Source organism: Stenotrophomonas sp. 3diitr2024 (assembly GCF_042136455.1).
Taxonomy (GTDB): Bacteria; Pseudomonadota; Gammaproteobacteria; order Xanthomonadales; family Xanthomonadaceae; genus Stenotrophomonas; species Stenotrophomonas sepilia.
The window spans coordinates 1-13,908 of sequence record NZ_JBHHMJ010000576.1 but is presented as its reverse complement, the minus strand read 5'-3'; the positions used below and the strand labels follow the sequence as shown (position 1 = coordinate 13,908).

Annotated in this window: 12 protein-coding genes; 5 read left to right on the top strand and 7 right to left on the bottom strand. The window is 68.6% G+C overall.

Annotated elements, in window-relative coordinates:
- Positions 1-41: 41 nt before the first annotated feature.
- Positions 42-647 carry a glutathione S-transferase family protein gene (locus ABGA94_RS14880; RefSeq protein WP_005421243.1) on the bottom strand — a complete coding sequence of 202 codons (606 nt, stop codon included), beginning with the start codon at positions 645-647 and terminating at the stop codon, positions 42-44.
- 55 nt (positions 648-702) lie between these two features.
- Between ABGA94_RS14880 and rmuC the strand changes: the two genes are divergently transcribed.
- The 3 genes from rmuC to ABGA94_RS14865 all read left to right on the top strand — a co-directional run bounded on the left by rmuC (position 703) and on the right by ABGA94_RS14865 (position 3,329).
- Positions 703-2,271, top strand: a complete 1,569-nt coding sequence (rmuC, locus tag ABGA94_RS14875; RefSeq protein ID WP_005421245.1) for a DNA recombination protein RmuC — start codon at positions 703-705, stop codon at positions 2,269-2,271.
- Positions 2,272-2,332: 61 nt separating this feature from the next.
- Positions 2,333-2,716, top strand: a complete 384-nt coding sequence (locus tag ABGA94_RS14870) for a hypothetical protein (RefSeq protein WP_375367654.1) — start codon at positions 2,333-2,335, stop codon at positions 2,714-2,716.
- 67 nt (positions 2,717-2,783) lie between these two features.
- The gene (locus ABGA94_RS14865) at positions 2,784-3,329 is read left to right on the top strand and encodes a glutathione peroxidase (RefSeq protein ID WP_053496738.1); all 546 of its coding nucleotides are present in this window, start codon (positions 2,784-2,786) and stop codon (positions 3,327-3,329) included.
- An 85-nt stretch (positions 3,330-3,414) separates the two neighbouring features.
- On the opposite strand, the gene ABGA94_RS14860 is transcribed toward ABGA94_RS14865, so the two are convergent.
- The 6 genes from ABGA94_RS14860 to ABGA94_RS14835 are packed head-to-tail and all read right to left on the bottom strand — an operon-like array spanning position 3,415 to position 7,511.
- Positions 3,415-4,428, bottom strand: a complete 1,014-nt coding sequence (locus ABGA94_RS14860; protein ID WP_065179035.1) for a VacJ family lipoprotein — start codon at positions 4,426-4,428, stop codon at positions 3,415-3,417.
- A gap of 1 nt (position 4,429) precedes the next feature.
- Positions 4,430-4,741, bottom strand: a complete 312-nt coding sequence (locus ABGA94_RS14855) for a lipid asymmetry maintenance protein MlaB (RefSeq protein WP_005421254.1) — start codon at positions 4,739-4,741, stop codon at positions 4,430-4,432.
- Positions 4,731-5,393 (bottom strand): phospholipid-binding protein MlaC, encoded by a 663-nt coding sequence (locus ABGA94_RS14850; protein WP_053496740.1) that lies wholly within the window; start codon positions 5,391-5,393, stop codon positions 4,731-4,733. Before ABGA94_RS14850 ends, ABGA94_RS14855 begins: the two co-directional genes overlap by 11 nt.
- Positions 5,390-5,914: an outer membrane lipid asymmetry maintenance protein MlaD gene (mlaD, locus tag ABGA94_RS14845; protein ID WP_005411706.1), complete on the bottom strand. Its 525-nt coding sequence runs from the start codon at positions 5,912-5,914 to the stop codon at positions 5,390-5,392. Before mlaD ends, ABGA94_RS14850 begins: the two co-directional genes overlap by 4 nt.
- A gap of 59 nt (positions 5,915-5,973) precedes the next feature.
- A complete protein-coding gene (locus tag ABGA94_RS14840; protein ID WP_375367651.1) occupies positions 5,974-6,723 on the bottom strand; it encodes an MlaE family lipid ABC transporter permease subunit in 750 nt (249 codons plus the stop codon).
- Positions 6,723-7,511 carry an ABC transporter ATP-binding protein gene (locus ABGA94_RS14835; RefSeq protein WP_065179062.1) on the bottom strand — a complete coding sequence of 263 codons (789 nt, stop codon included), beginning with the start codon at positions 7,509-7,511 and terminating at the stop codon, positions 6,723-6,725. Before ABGA94_RS14835 ends, ABGA94_RS14840 begins: the two co-directional genes overlap by 1 nt.
- A gap of 189 nt (positions 7,512-7,700) precedes the next feature.
- On the opposite strand from ABGA94_RS14835, the gene recC reads away from it, so the two are divergent.
- The gene (gene recC / locus ABGA94_RS14830) at positions 7,701-11,048 is read left to right on the top strand and encodes an exodeoxyribonuclease V subunit gamma (protein ID WP_375367649.1); all 3,348 of its coding nucleotides are present in this window, start codon (positions 7,701-7,703) and stop codon (positions 11,046-11,048) included.
- Positions 11,045-13,908 (top strand): UvrD-helicase domain-containing protein (locus tag ABGA94_RS14825; RefSeq protein ID WP_375367647.1); only part of this gene is annotated, 2,864 nt, incomplete at its 3' end. The genes recC and ABGA94_RS14825, both read left to right, overlap by 4 nt.

Here is a 13,908-nt window from a genome sequence, read left to right as displayed (position 1 = left end):
CAGATCCCTTTCCCCCCAGGGAAAGGGATCTGACCCCTGCCTCAGGCCACGCCGTTGTCGACGTGGGTGGCGAAACCGGGCTGCTCGCGCAGCCGTTCGAACCACGCCGAGAGGTGTGGCAGCACGGGCTTGTTGCCAGGTGTGCTGCGCCAGCGCTGGGCCGACAGCCCGAGCACGATGTCGGCCAGAGTGAAGGCGTTGCCCGTCACGTGGCAGTGGCCACCGGCCAACTGTGTGTCGAGTACGCCCATCAAGTGGTTCCACTGCGCCAGGCTGGCCTCGGCGCGGGCATCGTCCGGGTAGTCCGGATGCCGGCGCACGCGCGCCATGAACACGTGCCGCCAGGCGCTGTTGAGGTCGCTGGCCTGCCAGTCCATCCACTGCTCGACCCGGGCGCGGCCCTGCGCCGTACCGGGCAGCAGGTCATCACGGCCAGCACGTACGGCCAGGTAGCGGCAGATGCTGTTGGATTCCCACAGCACGAAGTCGCCATCGCGCAGGACCGGCACCTGCCGGTTGGGATTCAACGTGGCCAGCAGGTCCGCCGGTGGTTCTGGCTCGTGTTGGAGTGGCAGGTCGAGGCCGGCGCAAAGCCACAGCACCTTGCGCACGTTGATGGAGGTGGGCTTTCCGTACAGAGCGAGCATGGGGGCTTCCGGGGTAGACCGACCCAGCCTAGCGCAGCGGGGCTAAACTGATCGCATGAATATCGAAGTCCTCATGATCCTCGCGGTGGTCCTGCTGCTGGCGACGCTGGTCGCGCTGTTGCTGCTGTGGCGTCGCACCCCTGGCAACGCAGCGTCCGATGATCTGCAGCGGCAGCTGGACAGCGAACGCGAACAGCATCGCCTCGCGCTGGTCGATGCCGGCCAGCTGCGCGGCCGCCTCGACGCGCTGGGCGCGGAACTGGAAAACGAGCGGGCCCGCAGCCAGCAGCACGCACAGGCGGTCACCACCCTGACCGCCCGGGTGGAGCGCGAAGCGGCGCTGTCGGCCAGTCGCGAAGCACAACTGGCCGAACGCGAAGCGGCCTTGGCGCAGGCACGCGCTGCCCTTGCCGATATCAGCAGCGAGCTGCAGCAGGCGCACCAGCGCTACCAGCAGTTGCACGGCGAACATGCCCGCGCGGTGGCCAATCTGCAGCACTCCGAACGGGCCAGCGCCGAACTGCGCAGCTATCTCGATACCGCCAAGGAAAAGCTGTCCGGTGCCTTCGCCGAACTGGCGGGCAAGGTGTTCGACGAACGCGGACAGCAGTTCGAGAAGAACGTGCGACAGGCGACGGTGCAGTCGCGCGCGGATATCGAGGGGCTGCTCAAGCCGTTCGCCGACAAGCTGGGTGATTTCCGTACCCGCGTCGATACCCTGTACGGTGAGGAGGCGCGCCAGCGCGCCAGCCTGCTGGGTGCGGTGGGTGAATTGAAGACGCTCAACCAGGACATGGCCGCGCAGGCATCGGCGCTGACCAATGCGCTGAAGGGCAATGCCAAGGTCCGCGGTGACTGGGGCGAGCTGATGCTCGACAACGTACTGCGCGGATCGGGCCTGGAAGAGGGCGTGCACTACCAGCGGCAGAAGCATGCCGTGGATGACGAAGGTGCGCGCCTGCGACCGGACGTAGTGGTGCGGTTCCCCGACGAACGCAGCGTGGTGATCGACAGCAAGGTGAACCTGATCGCCTGGCAGGAGGCGATGAATGCCGCCACCCCGGAGCAGTCAGAGGATGCGCTGCGCCGGCACGCGGTTGCGCTGCGCCAGCACGTGAAGGACCTGGGCGAGAAGAACTATCCCAAGGCACTGGGCAGCGAGACGCTGGACATCACCATTGCCTTTGTTCCCATCGAGGGTGCCTTGTCGGCCGCTCTGGGCGCCGATGGCAGCCTGCAGGCATTCGCGTTCGACAACCGCGTGGTGTTCGCCTCGCCCAACACCCTGATGGCGCTGCTGCGCGTCGCCGAGCGCCTGTGGACCCGCGACAAGGTGCAGAAGCAGGCGCTGAAGATCAGTGAGGCCGGCGGTCTGGTGCTGGACGCATTGACCGGGTTCCTGAAGGACTTCAACGCTGTGGGCAGCAAGCTGGACGACGCCGCCAAGGTCTACGCCGATGCGCGCAATCGCCTGATCGACTCGCCGCAGTCGGCCATCAGCCGCGCCCGCCGGCTTGCCGAGCTGGGCAGCAAGGCCAAGCGCGCGCTGCCGCCGGAGTTGACGCCCGACCCGATGCAGCAGCTGGGCGCATCGGAGGACGACGAGGATGCCAATGCGGGCTGACACGTCCCGTGCACCTGTGCCTGGCTATGCTGGGCGCCCTGTGTCCGTGGCGGGTATCGACATGCGCTTGCGCTCCTGTGCCGTTCTTGTCCTGGCTGCGTTGCTGGCCGCATGCAGCAGCGCGCCGCCGATCGCTGATGCGGCCGCCCCCACGCCCGAAGCCAGCGAAGCCTACCGCGAAGCACGCGACGTCGACTGCCAGGCCGCCGGTGGCACCCTGCTGCGGCTCGGCCGGCTGCAGCGCGAGCAATGCGTGATTCCCTATGCCGACGCCGGCAAGGCCTGCAGCCGCAAAAGCGACTGCACGGGCCAGTGCCTGGCCGCAGGCGAGGCAATGGCCGGTGATGTGGCGTCCGGTACCTGCCAGCGTGATGCCAGCCAGAACTTCGGTTGCCGCCAGCGCATCGATGACGGCAAGGCGCAGGGTACGATCTGCGTGGATTGAGGATGCCTGTAGACAGCGCGCGCGGCGCTATGCTGGTGGGCCATTCCCGCCGTAGCCGGAGCCCCGCGTGAGCACCCCGATCCAGGACATTCCCCTCACCACCATCGACGGCCAGCCGTCCTCGCTTGCCGACTACCAGGGCAAGGTGCTGCTGCTGGTCAACGTCGCCTCCAAGTGCGGCCTGACCCCGCAGTACGAAGGCCTGCAGGCGCTGTATGCGGAAAAGCACGCGCAGGGCCTGGAAGTGCTGGGCTTCCCCGCCAACAACTTCCTCGGCCAGGAGCCGGGCAGCGAGGCCGAGATCCAGCAGTTCTGCCAGCTTACCTACGACGTCAGTTTCCCGATGTTCTCCAAGATCAGCGTGGCTGGCGAGGACACCCACCCGCTGTACCGGCAGCTGACCGCCGCGCAGCCGCAGTCGATCGGCGAAGGCCCGCTGCGCGAGCGCCTGGCCAGCAAGGAGATCCCGATCCATCCGGCACCGGCGGTGCTGTGGAACTTCGAGAAGTTCCTGGTCGGCCGTGATGGCAAGGTGGTTGCACGCTTTGCCCCGGACGTGGCGGCCGATGACGTGCGCCTGCGTGATGCCATCGAGGCCGCGCTGGCGGCCTGAGGAAAGCGTGCCAACCGAGGTTGGCACCTACCGGAAAAGAAAAACCCCGCCGAGGCGGGGTTTTTTCATGCACGGGCTGCAGCGATCAGTTGCTCCAGTTCGGCATCGGCATGGCATCGACCGGGATCGGCGAATTGGCATCATCATGGCCGCGGTCGCGCTTGCTGCGCAGGTCGTTCTCGATCTGGTAGTTGCGGCGCTGCATCCACGCATCGCGCACCAGCGAGTACTCGTCCACGGCGGTGTCGCGCAGATCATCGATCGCCAGCAGCTGTGCGCGGGTGTCGACCAGCTGCAGGCCCTGCAGGCCGATGCGGACCTTGTCTTCCTCGATGCGGCGGATCGGCGACAACGGGATGTCACCGGCCAGGCCGAACACATCGCGCACGGTACGCGGGCCGAAGAACGGCAGTTCCACGTAGCGCGAACGACGCCAGCCCCAGGCTCCCAGGGTCTGGCCGAAATCTTCATTGCGACGCGGCACCATCGCCTTGCTGGCCGGATCGAACAGGCCACCGATGCCCAGCGTGCTGTTCATCAGGAAGCGGCCGAGGCTGTCCCACGCATCGGCACCGCGGCCCTGCAGCAGCTGGTTGGTGATGGTCACCGGCGCACGCAGGTTGCTGAAGAAGTTGCTGACGCCGGTACGCGCGAAACGCGGCACCACGTGGGTATAGGCGGTGGCCAGCGGGCGGGCCACACCGCGGTCGACCGCATTGTTGAACTTGTGGACCTTGCGGTTGAACGGTTCCCACGGATCGTAGGCCGCGGCACTGCCGGTGTTGCCGGTGCCACCATACAGGGCGTCGAAATCATCGTCGCTGGCGGCGGTGGATGCTGCGGTCTTCGGTGGGCTGGCCTCTGCGCCCTGCGGCGCAGTTGTCGGCACCGCAGCGGCAGGCGTTGCCGGGTTGGCCACGGGAGCGACCGGAGCAGTACCGACCACCCCGGTATCGGCCGTTGCGGCCGTCGCTTCGGCAGCAGGGCCGGGCGCGACCACGGTGCTGGCGACCGGTGCGTCGCTGCGCGCGGGCTTGCCGGCACAGGCGGTCAGGGCGGTGGCCAGGAGGATCAGGGGGAAAGTGCGTACGACGTTCATGTCAGCTCGCAGCAGAAGTAGCGTTGAAGTCCAGGTCGGGCGACAGCCGGTAGGCTGCGCTCAGCTCGTTGAAGCCGGCCGGCGCGCCGGAAATGGCCAGCGCATGGCCCGCCTTGCGTGCCCGGGCGGCCAGTTCGGCCAGCAGGGCCAGGCCGGCGCTGTCCACGCGCTCGACCTCGCCCAGCTCCAACCGCGCCAGCTGGGCTGGCAGGGCCTGCAGTTGCGGCCACAGTGCAATCACCGCGGCACGGTCGAGCACCCCGCGCAGGCGCAGGGTGTCGCCTTCCAGCAGCGCCAGTGCGTTACTTGCCATTGCCCGCCGGCCCGGCCTGCAGGCTGCCGCTGTGCAGCTCGCTGGCCACCTGCTTGATGCCCTTCTGGCGCAAGGGCGTATCGAACTGGTTGCGGAAGGTCTGCACGTAGGAAATGCCTTCGATGTTGACGTCGAAGATCTTCCACTGGCCGTTCACGTTGCGCATCCAGTACTCGACCGGGGTCGGTTCGTTGCCGGCGCGCACCAGTTCGGTGCTGACGCGCACGCCACGGTTGCCCGGCAGCGGGCTTTCACCCTTCAGGCGGAAGCTCGGCTTGCCCTGGATGTTGAGCAGGGTCGAACCGTAGCGCTGCATCAGGCTGTCGGCCATCGCATCGGCGAACAGCTTGATGTCGCCGTCGGAGGCGCCGCGGGCGTGCGGGCCCAGCACCAGGCGTGCCGCATAGTCGCGGTCAAAGGTGCGGTTCAGTTCGCTGTCGATGTAGCTGCGCAGGCTGGCCGGGTTGCTGCTGAACTCGCTGCGGCGCTGCTGCAGCGTGGTGAGAATGCGCGTGCTGGCATCGATCACCACCTTGCCGGCCTGGCCCTGCGCTGCGGCAGCGGCGGGGGCGGCCGCCTGGGCCTGGGCAAGGAACGGGGTGGCCATCAGCAGCGCCGAGGCGAGCAGGGCGGGAATCAGTTTCATTTTCATGGTTGCGGTTCCGTTGCAGGCGCCTGCGCGCCATCGTTGGGCTTCTGGGCAGCGCCACCACCGGCGCCGCCACTGAACATGTACTTGCCGACCAGCTGGATCAAGTCCACCGCCGGTTGGGTGAAGACGATCTCGTCACCGGCCTTCAGCACGTCCGGGTCACCGCCCGGCTGCAGACCGATATAGCTCTCGCCGAGCAAACCACTGGTGAAGATGCCCGCCGAGGTGTCCGCCGGCAGGTCCTTGACCTTGCTGTCCATGCGCAGGGTCACGATGGATTCGAACTTCACCGGATCCAGGTCGATGGAGGCGACCTGGCCGACGGTGACGCCGCCGATCTTCACCGGCGCCTGCTTGCGCAGCTGGCCGACCTGGGAGAAGCGCGCCTTCAGCTCGTAGCCCTGGCTGCCCCAGCTCCAGCGCTGGTTGGTCGAGGCCACGGCCAGCACCATCAGCGAGGCCAGGGCCAGCAGCAGGAATGCGCCGACAGAGAATTCGAGTCTGGGACCGCGGATGGCCATGTGGATTACCTGATCGAGTCGTGGTGGCCGCGCGCGCCTGCGCACCGCCGGTGGAGGGGTTAGGTGAACAACATTGCCGACAGCACGAAGTTGAACATCAGCACCAGCAGCGAGGCATTGACCACCGCACGGGTGGTCGCCACCGAGGTGCCCTCGATGGTCGGCTCGGCGTGGAAACCAACATAGGCGGCGACCAGCGCTGCGGTGCCGCCGAAGATCGCCGACTTCAGCATCGCCACGCCGAAGTCATCCCAGAAATCGACGCTGTTGCGCAGTGCCGACCAGAACACGCCATTGTCCAGGCCCAGCACATGCACCGCTTCGAAGTAGCTGGCGCTGATCGCCAGCGAGCAGAAGATGCCGGTCAGCAGCGGCACGGTCAGCACCGCCGCCCAGAAGCGCGGCGCGACGGCCTTGGTCACCGGGTCGATCGCCATCAGCTCCAGTGCCTTGATCTGGTCGGTGGCGCGCATCAGGCCCAGTTCGGCGGCGATCGAGCTGCCGGCGCGGCCGATGAACAACAGCGCGGTCAGCACCGGCGCCAGTTCCCGGTACAGCGACAGGCCGAGCAGGGTCGACAGCGCGTCGGCCGCACCGAAGGTGGTCAGCGTGCGGTAGCCCTGCAGGGTCAGCACCAGGCCGACGAAGGCACCACCGACGGCGATGATCGGCAGCGAGCGTGCGCCGATCTTGTAGATCTCGCGGGTCAGCTCGGCCAGGAAATCACGGGTCGGCAGCGAACCACGCAGCACAGTCAGCGAGAACAGGCCGGCGCGACCCAGCGAGCGGGTGGCTTGGACGAACGGCATCAGGCGACCCTCGCGCGCGGCGCGGCATCGAACGGAATGGGGCCATCGGGCTGGCCGTGCAGGAACTGCCGAAGCAGCGGGTCCTGACTGGACTGCAGCGCCTCGGGCGTGCCCTGGAACACGATGCCGCCATTGGCGATGGCGATCACCTGGTCGCAGATCGGCAGGGTCTCGTGCACGTGGTGGCTGACAATGATGCTGGTCAGGCCCAGGCTGTGGTTGAGGCGCTGGATCAGGCTCATGATCACGCCGGAGGCGATCGGGTCCAACCCGGTCAGCGGCTCGTCGTAGATCATCAGTGGCGGATCCAGTGCCAGCGCGCGGGCCAGCGCGACGCGGCGCGCCATGCCGCCGGACAGTTCGCGCGGCCAGGCATCGGCAGCGGCCAGCAGGCCCACGGCATGCAGCTTCATTTCCACCAGGCGGCGCAGCACGGCGGTCGGCAGGCGGGTATGCGTGCGCAGTGGCAGCGCGACGTTTTCGGCGACGGTCAGATCGGTCAGCAGGCCGTTGCCCTGCAGCAGCACACCCACGCTCTTGCGCATCTCCAGCAGCGCGCCGCTGTCATGCGGAACCGGCCTGCCGAACAGGGTGACCTCGCCGGCGACCGGACGCAGTTCGCCGGTCAGTGCCGCCAGCAGGGTCGACTTGCCACTGCCCGACGGGCCCAGCACGGCCGTGATGCTGCCCTTGGGCACCTGCAGCGACACGTCACGCAGGATCGTGCGCCCGCTCCGGTCGATGCGGACGTTGGATAACTGCACCAGACTGGAGGCGGAAGCCGACATGGGCACCATTAACGTTTTTTAGACATCGAAGGATCGGGCCCATCGGCTGAACATAAGCAGACTGGACGGTCCAGTATTGTGGCACGGCATGACCCTTGCCAGGCCGGGACAATCGGCCGGCAGCGCGGAACAATCCGTACCGGCGATGGGCTGGCCATTGAATACTGCCTGCCGTGCTGCACACTGTGCATGATGAGTGACCCGGGCAGCGATTTCCGCCTCTACCATTCCAACTCCCTGGACGTGCTGGCTGCGCTGCTGGCGCGCAACGTGCGTGTGCCGGTTCCGGGCCAGCCGTTGCTCGCGCCGGAGGTGGTGCTGATCCCGCAGGTGGCGATGCGGCGTTGGCTGCAAGCGACACTCGCTGCCGAATATGGCGTGGCCGCCAACCTCGAGTTCCTGACCCCGGGCGAATTCGTTGCCCGAGCACTCAATGCCAATGTGCCGGGCGAACGCGACGACCTGGACGCCGCGGGCCTGCACTGGAAGCTCTACCAGGCATTGCGCGACCCGGCGCTGCTGGCGCAGCCACCGATGCGCGCGCTGCAGTCCTATCTTGCTGGCGGCGACGCCCTGAAGCCGTGGGCACTGGCCGGTGAACTGGCGTCGGTGTTCGAGAAGTACCAGGCCTGGCGCCGCGACTGGTTGCTGCGCTGGGAGGCCGGCGCCGACCCGGCCGACCCGCAGGCGATCCTCTGGCGCACCATCGCCCATGGCCGCGACTACCGCGCGCGCCGCATCCAGGCGTACCTGGATCGCTTCGAGGGTGCCGGCCAGCCGCTGCCGCAGGGCCTGCCACCGCGGATGTCCGCGTTCGCGACGCTCAACATCTCGCCCGACGTGCTGAGGGTGATGGCCACCCAGGCACGGGTGGGCGAGCTGCACTTCTATATGCCCACTCCGGTGCAGTCGTACTGGGGTGACCTGCAGACGCTGGCCGAGCGCCTGCGCAGCGGCGCGCCCGATCCCTTCGGTGAAGCGGCCGGTGAGAACCGCCTGCTGGAGGCCTGGGGTGCGGCCGGCCGCGACTTCATGGCGGTGCTGGGCAGCTACGAGGTGGTGCACCCGGCCGGCGAGATTGCCGCGTATTCGGATCCGGAAGAAGACACCCGGCCGACCCTTGACGAAGGCGGCCTGTCCGACAGCCTGCTGCATCGCCTGCAGCGCGATCTTTTCCATCGCCGCGCGTTGCCCTCGGGCGAGCTGCGCGATGGGCTGCGCAGCGACGACCCCAGCCTGCAGGTGCATGCCTGCCACACCCGGCTGCGCGAGCTTCAGGTGCTGCACGACCAGCTGCGCAGCCTGCTGCAGGACCCGCGCTTCGACCCGCCGCTGCAGGCGCGCGAGATTGCGGTGCTGGCGCCGGACATCGATCCCTATGTGCCGTACCTGGAGGCGGTGTTCGGCGGCCGCGGGGGGGAGGACGAGCACATTCCCTACGCGCTGGCCGACAGCAGTCCGCTCGCGGGCGAGCCGCTGGCCGATGTGTTCGTGCACCTGCTGGGCCTGCCGGTATCGCGCTTTGGCCTGAATGAAGTGCTTGACCTGCTGGCCAGCGCGCCGCTGGCCGAAGCGGCCGGACTGGAGGCGGTGGACTTCGATCGGCTGCATGGCTGGCTGCAGCAGGCCGGCGCACGCTGGGGCCTGGATGCGAAGCACCGCAACCAGCACCAGGCGCCGGCCGACGACGCCTACACCTGGCAGTTCGCATTGGACCGCCTGGTGCTCGGTCACGCCACCGGCAGCGAGGCGGACCTGGCCGGCGTGGCGCCGTGGATCGAACTGGAAGGCGGCGCGCTGGAAGCACTGGACCGGCTGCTGCGGCTGCTGCGCGTGCTGGCGGTCTACCAGCGTCGCCTCGGCGAGCTGCTGACCCCGGCGCAGTGGCGGCAACGGCTGCTGTCGCTGCTGGACGCGCTGCTGCCGACTGCGCCCAGTTCACCCAACAGCCAGCGCGCCCTGGAGCGGCTGCGCAAGCTGCTGAACCAGTTCGCCGACGATGCCGCCAAGGCCGGTTTCGAAGACGGCGTGCCGCCTGAGGTGGTGCGTTCGCACTTCGCCGGCGTACTGGGCGAGGCCGATACGCGCGCGCCGCTGCTGACCGGTGGCATCAGTTTCGGCCGCATGGTGCCGATGCGCCTGCTGCCGTTCCGGGTGATCTGCGTGCTCGGTCTCAATGACGGCGATTTCCCGCGCCGTGACCCGGCCGCGGGCCTCAACCAGCTCACCGCCGAGCTGGACACGCCGCGCCGCCGCCCGGGCGATCGCTCCACTCGCGAAGACGACCGCTTCCTGTTCCTGCAGCTGTTCGCCGCCGCGCAGGAGGTGTTCTACCTCAGCTACCTCGGCGCCGATCCACGCGATGGCAGCGTGCGTGAGCCGTCGGTGCTGGTCAGTGAACTGATCGATGCCGCCGCCGCGTATCACCTCGATCCGCCTGCGGCGGTCCGCGACTTTACCGTGCGCCATGCACTGCAGCCGTTCTCACCGGCGGCGTTCGGAGAGGGTGATCCACGCCGCTTCAGCTATCGGCGGCAATGGCATCCCGCTGCCGGCCGCCTCACCGGCCAGCGTGGTGGCCTGCAGCCGTGGTTCGATGCCCCGCTGCCGCCGCCGCCCGACGATGCCGTGGAAGACGAGCTCGCGCTCGACACCCTGCGCCGCTTCCTGTGCGACCCGGCCGGGCAGTTCCTCGCACAGTCGCTGGGTCTGCGCCTGGCCGACGATGCCGGGGAAGTTGATGACCTGGAACCGCTGGTGCTGTCATCGCGCGGCCCGGAAAAGCGCAGCGTGCAGGCGGCGGTGGTGCGCGCCACGCTCAGCGGTGATACCGAGCCGTTGTACCCGCGGCTGCGCGCGCGTGGCCTGTTGCCGTCCGGTCCATTGGGCCAGCGCCAGTTCGAGGTGGAGCAGCTGAAGACGCGTCCGTATGCCAGTGCGCTGCTGGGCTGGATGCAGGGCAAACCATTGGAAAGCCGTCGCTACGAAGTGGACATCGATGGCGTGCGCCTGCACGGCCGCGTGGCCGATCGGCATCCCGAAGGCCTGGTGCGGCTGCGCGCCGGCACGCTCAATGGCAATGCAGTGATCCGCCAGGGCCTGGACTGGCTGCTGGCCAACGCCGCCGGCGACGCACTGCCCCTTGTGCAGTTCCACGATGGCGGCGACGCCGGTCCCGGCCCGCATGTACTGCCGGCACTGAGCGCGCCTGCTGCACGCGCGGCGCTGCGCGCGCTGCTGCAGTTGCGCCAGCGCGGCCTGCGTGAGCCGCTGCGCTTTGCCCCGTATACCGGCTGGGTGCTGTACAACGCGCCGGCAGAGAAACAGCGCAGCGAGGGCTGGAAGCAGTGGCATGGCAGCGACCGCAGCTGGGGTGAATCCAGCAGCGACGCCTGGCAGCTGCTGCTGCGGGGTGCCGACCCGTTCGCCTCCGATGCCAGCTATGCCGACCTGCTGCGCAACAGCCAGGTGGTCTTCAGCGCGGTGCGCGAAGGCCGCACCCTCGGCGCCGAAACGCGCCAGGAGGGCAGCGCATGAGCCCCGCCTTCATCGATGAGCGAGCCCAGTGCATGGCGGTCGATCCCTATCTGGCCCTGCCGCTGGATGGCATCCGCCTGATCGAAGCCAGTGCCGGTACCGGCAAGACCTTCACCCTGGCTACGCTGTTTACCCGCCTGGTGGTGGAACAGGGCCTGCGCATCGGACAGATCCTGGCGGTGACCTTCACCGATGCGGCTACCCAGGAACTGCGCAAGCGCATCCGCGAGCGCCTGGCGCTGGCGGCGCGACTGGTCGATCTGGAACCGGTCGAAGGCGAAGCGCCGGACGTGCGGCTGACCCGCGAGGTGCTGCTGCGGCATCTGCAGGGAGGTACCGAGCGCGCCGCCGCACTGAAGCGCCGCCTGCAGGTCGCCGCCGATGAGATCGACCTCGCGTCCATCTTCACCATCCACGGTTTCTGCACCCGCGTGCTGCGCGAGCACGCGCTGGAAAGCGGCCACACGTTCGATCCACCGGAGCTGCTGGCCAGCGACCGTGAGTTGCTGGAAGCGCTCGCGGCCGACCTGTGGCGGGTATATGCCAATGACCCGGCCACGCTGGAACCGTTGACCTGGCTGTGGTCCACCCCGGACGCATTGGCCGCCGATCTGCGCGCGCTGCTGGCCGCGCCGCCGCTGCACCCGTTGCCACAGGCGGTGGCGCTGCCCGATCCGCAGGCCGCCCTGCAGAGTGTTGCCGAAGAGCTGTCCGCAAGCGTGCGCGAGCATGGCGAGCAGTTCTTCATCGACCTCTGCGATGCGGTCGACAACAAATGGATCAACGGCGTGTCGTACAAGCTGGGCTGGCTGCACCCGCTGGGCCGGCAACTGCTGGGCTGGGCCGAGCGCGCCGACCCGCGCGAGCTGCTGACCAGCGAGCGCCTGCCGGCACTGCTGCCGGAGGCGCTGGCAGCCAAGACCAACAAGAAATTCGCCGAGCGCACGCCATCGTCGCCATTGCAGGCGCCGTTGGCCCGCTATGTCGCGCTTCTGGCCGAACGCGATGCCTGGCTGCGTGCCACCGCGTTGAACTTCCTGCACGTGCTTCGCGACGAAGCCAGACAGCGCCTGCAGGCGCTGAAGCGCACCCGCCGGGTGCAGACCTACGACGATCTGATCGATGGCGTGGCACTGGCCCTGGAAGGCCCGCAGCGGCTGGCATTGGTCAAGCAGCTGCGCGCGCAGTACCGCATCGCGCTGGTCGATGAGTTCCAGGATACCGACGACCGTCAGTGGAGCATTTTCCACACCGTGTTCGGCGATTCACCGGAAGTGCGCGAGCTCGGCCTGGCACCGGCGCTGTTCCTGATCGGCGATCCCAAGCAGGCGATCTACGGTTTCCGCGGCGGTGATATCCACACTTACCTGAAGGCCAAGCGGGCGGCGCAACAGGCGCCGGTGCTTGACCAGAACTTCCGCTCGCGACCGGCCGTGCTGCGCGCGCTGCAGGCGCTGTACGACAACGGTGGCGAAGACGCCTTCCTCGAGCGTGGCATCCAGTTCGAGCCGGTGCGGCCCGGTGGCGTGCGCAGCGATGCGGACTACCAGCGCGACGGCCATGCCGCCCCGGCACTCACTCTGCGCGTGCTGCGCAGTGGCGGTGACAAGGCGATGAGTGCCGATGCCTCGCGCGAAGCAGCCGCCCAGGCCTGTGTGGCGGCGATCCACCAGATCCTGGTCGCGGCGCGCGCCGGCAATGCGGTGCTGCGTGGGCGCCCGGTACAGCCGGGTGACATCGCGGTGCTGGTGCGTTCGCATCGCGAGGCCACACTGGTGCAGCGCGCGCTGGCCGTGGTCGGCATTCCTGCCGTGGCAGCGGGCAAGCAGAGCCTGTTCGCCACCAGCGAAGCGCGTGATCTGCGTGCACTGCTGCTGGCGCTGCTGCAGCCGGCTGACGAGGGCCGCCTGCGCGCGGCGCTGGCGACGGTGCTGCTCGGCCAGCGCGCCAGTGCGATCGCGGCGATGGAGCACGAGGGCGACCTGCAACGCGGGTTCCAGGCGCAGCTTCTGCATTGGCGCGAGCGCTGGCAGCGCGGCGGCCCGTTCGCGGTGATCGCCGACGTCTGCGCCGCGCAGGGCGAACGCCTGCTGGCGCTGATCGATGGCGAGCGCCGCCTGACCAACTACCTGCAGCTGGGCGAACTGCTGCAGGAAGCCTCGGCGCAGGCGCTGGGCATGCACGGCCTGCTGGACTGGCTGCAGGGCCAGATGGCCAGCGCCGACCAGGATGACGAGCAGCAGTTGCTGCGCCTGGAATCGGATGCGCGCCGCGTGCAGATCATCACCCTGCACAAGAGCAAGGGCCTGGAGTACCCGCTGGTGTTCCTGCCCTTCGTGGGCATCGACGGCGGTGCGCCCAACACCGCCTCGCACTGCACGGTGCATGTGGGCGGCCAGCGCCAGCTGCATTGGAAGCTGGGCAAGGACGAGGCCTGGGAAGCGGCCACTGCGCAGCGCGAGCGCGAGCAGCGTGCCGAGGATGCGCGCCTGCTGTATGTCGGCCTGACCCGCGCCGAGCACGCGCTGTGGATCGCCGTGGGTGATCTGGCCGGGCTCGGCAGGACGCGGCTGGCACCGCTGCTGGGTGACCTGCAGGCGCTGCGCGCGCATGCCGATGTGCGCATCGATGACAGTGAGGTACCGGCTGCGCTGCCGCAGCTGGCGGCCGAAGTGGAAGGGGATCTTCCGGCGGTGCGTGCACTGACCCGGCGCGTTCCGCACGACTGGTGGGTGTACAGCTTCACCCAGCTGGCCCACGCCGATGCCGGCGCGGGCAGTGACATCGAAGCCGCTGCCACCGCGCTGCCGGCGCCGGCAGCCGACGAACCCACCGGCCCGGAGCTGCCGCTGGAACCGGC

Bases quoted from the DNA above. Each gene is read 5' to 3' on its own strand.
- ABGA94_RS14880 (WP_005421243.1), bottom strand. From the start codon at position 647: ATGCTCGCTCTGTACGGAAAGCCCACCTCCATCAACGTGCGCAAGGTG.
- rmuC (WP_005421245.1), top strand. From the start codon at position 703: ATGAATATCGAAGTCCTCATGATCCTCGCGGTGGTCCTGCTGCTGGCG.
- ABGA94_RS14870 (WP_375367654.1), top strand. From the start codon at position 2,333: ATGCGCTTGCGCTCCTGTGCCGTTCTTGTCCTGGCTGCGTTGCTGGCC.
- ABGA94_RS14860 (WP_065179035.1), bottom strand. From the start codon at position 4,428: ATGAACGTCGTACGCACTTTCCCCCTGATCCTCCTGGCCACCGCCCTG.
- ABGA94_RS14855 (WP_005421254.1), bottom strand. From the start codon at position 4,741: ATGGCAAGTAACGCACTGGCGCTGCTGGAAGGCGACACCCTGCGCCTG.
- ABGA94_RS14850 (WP_053496740.1), bottom strand. From the start codon at position 5,393: ATGAAAATGAAACTGATTCCCGCCCTGCTCGCCTCGGCGCTGCTGATG.
- mlaD (WP_005411706.1), bottom strand. From the start codon at position 5,914: ATGGCCATCCGCGGTCCCAGACTCGAATTCTCTGTCGGCGCATTCCTG.
- ABGA94_RS14840 (WP_375367651.1), bottom strand. From the start codon at position 6,723: ATGCCGTTCGTCCAAGCCACCCGCTCGCTGGGTCGCGCCGGCCTGTTC.
- ABGA94_RS14835 (WP_065179062.1), bottom strand. From the start codon at position 7,511: ATGTCGGCTTCCGCCTCCAGTCTGGTGCAGTTATCCAACGTCCGCATC.
- recC (WP_375367649.1), top strand. From the start codon at position 7,701: ATGATGAGTGACCCGGGCAGCGATTTCCGCCTCTACCATTCCAACTCC.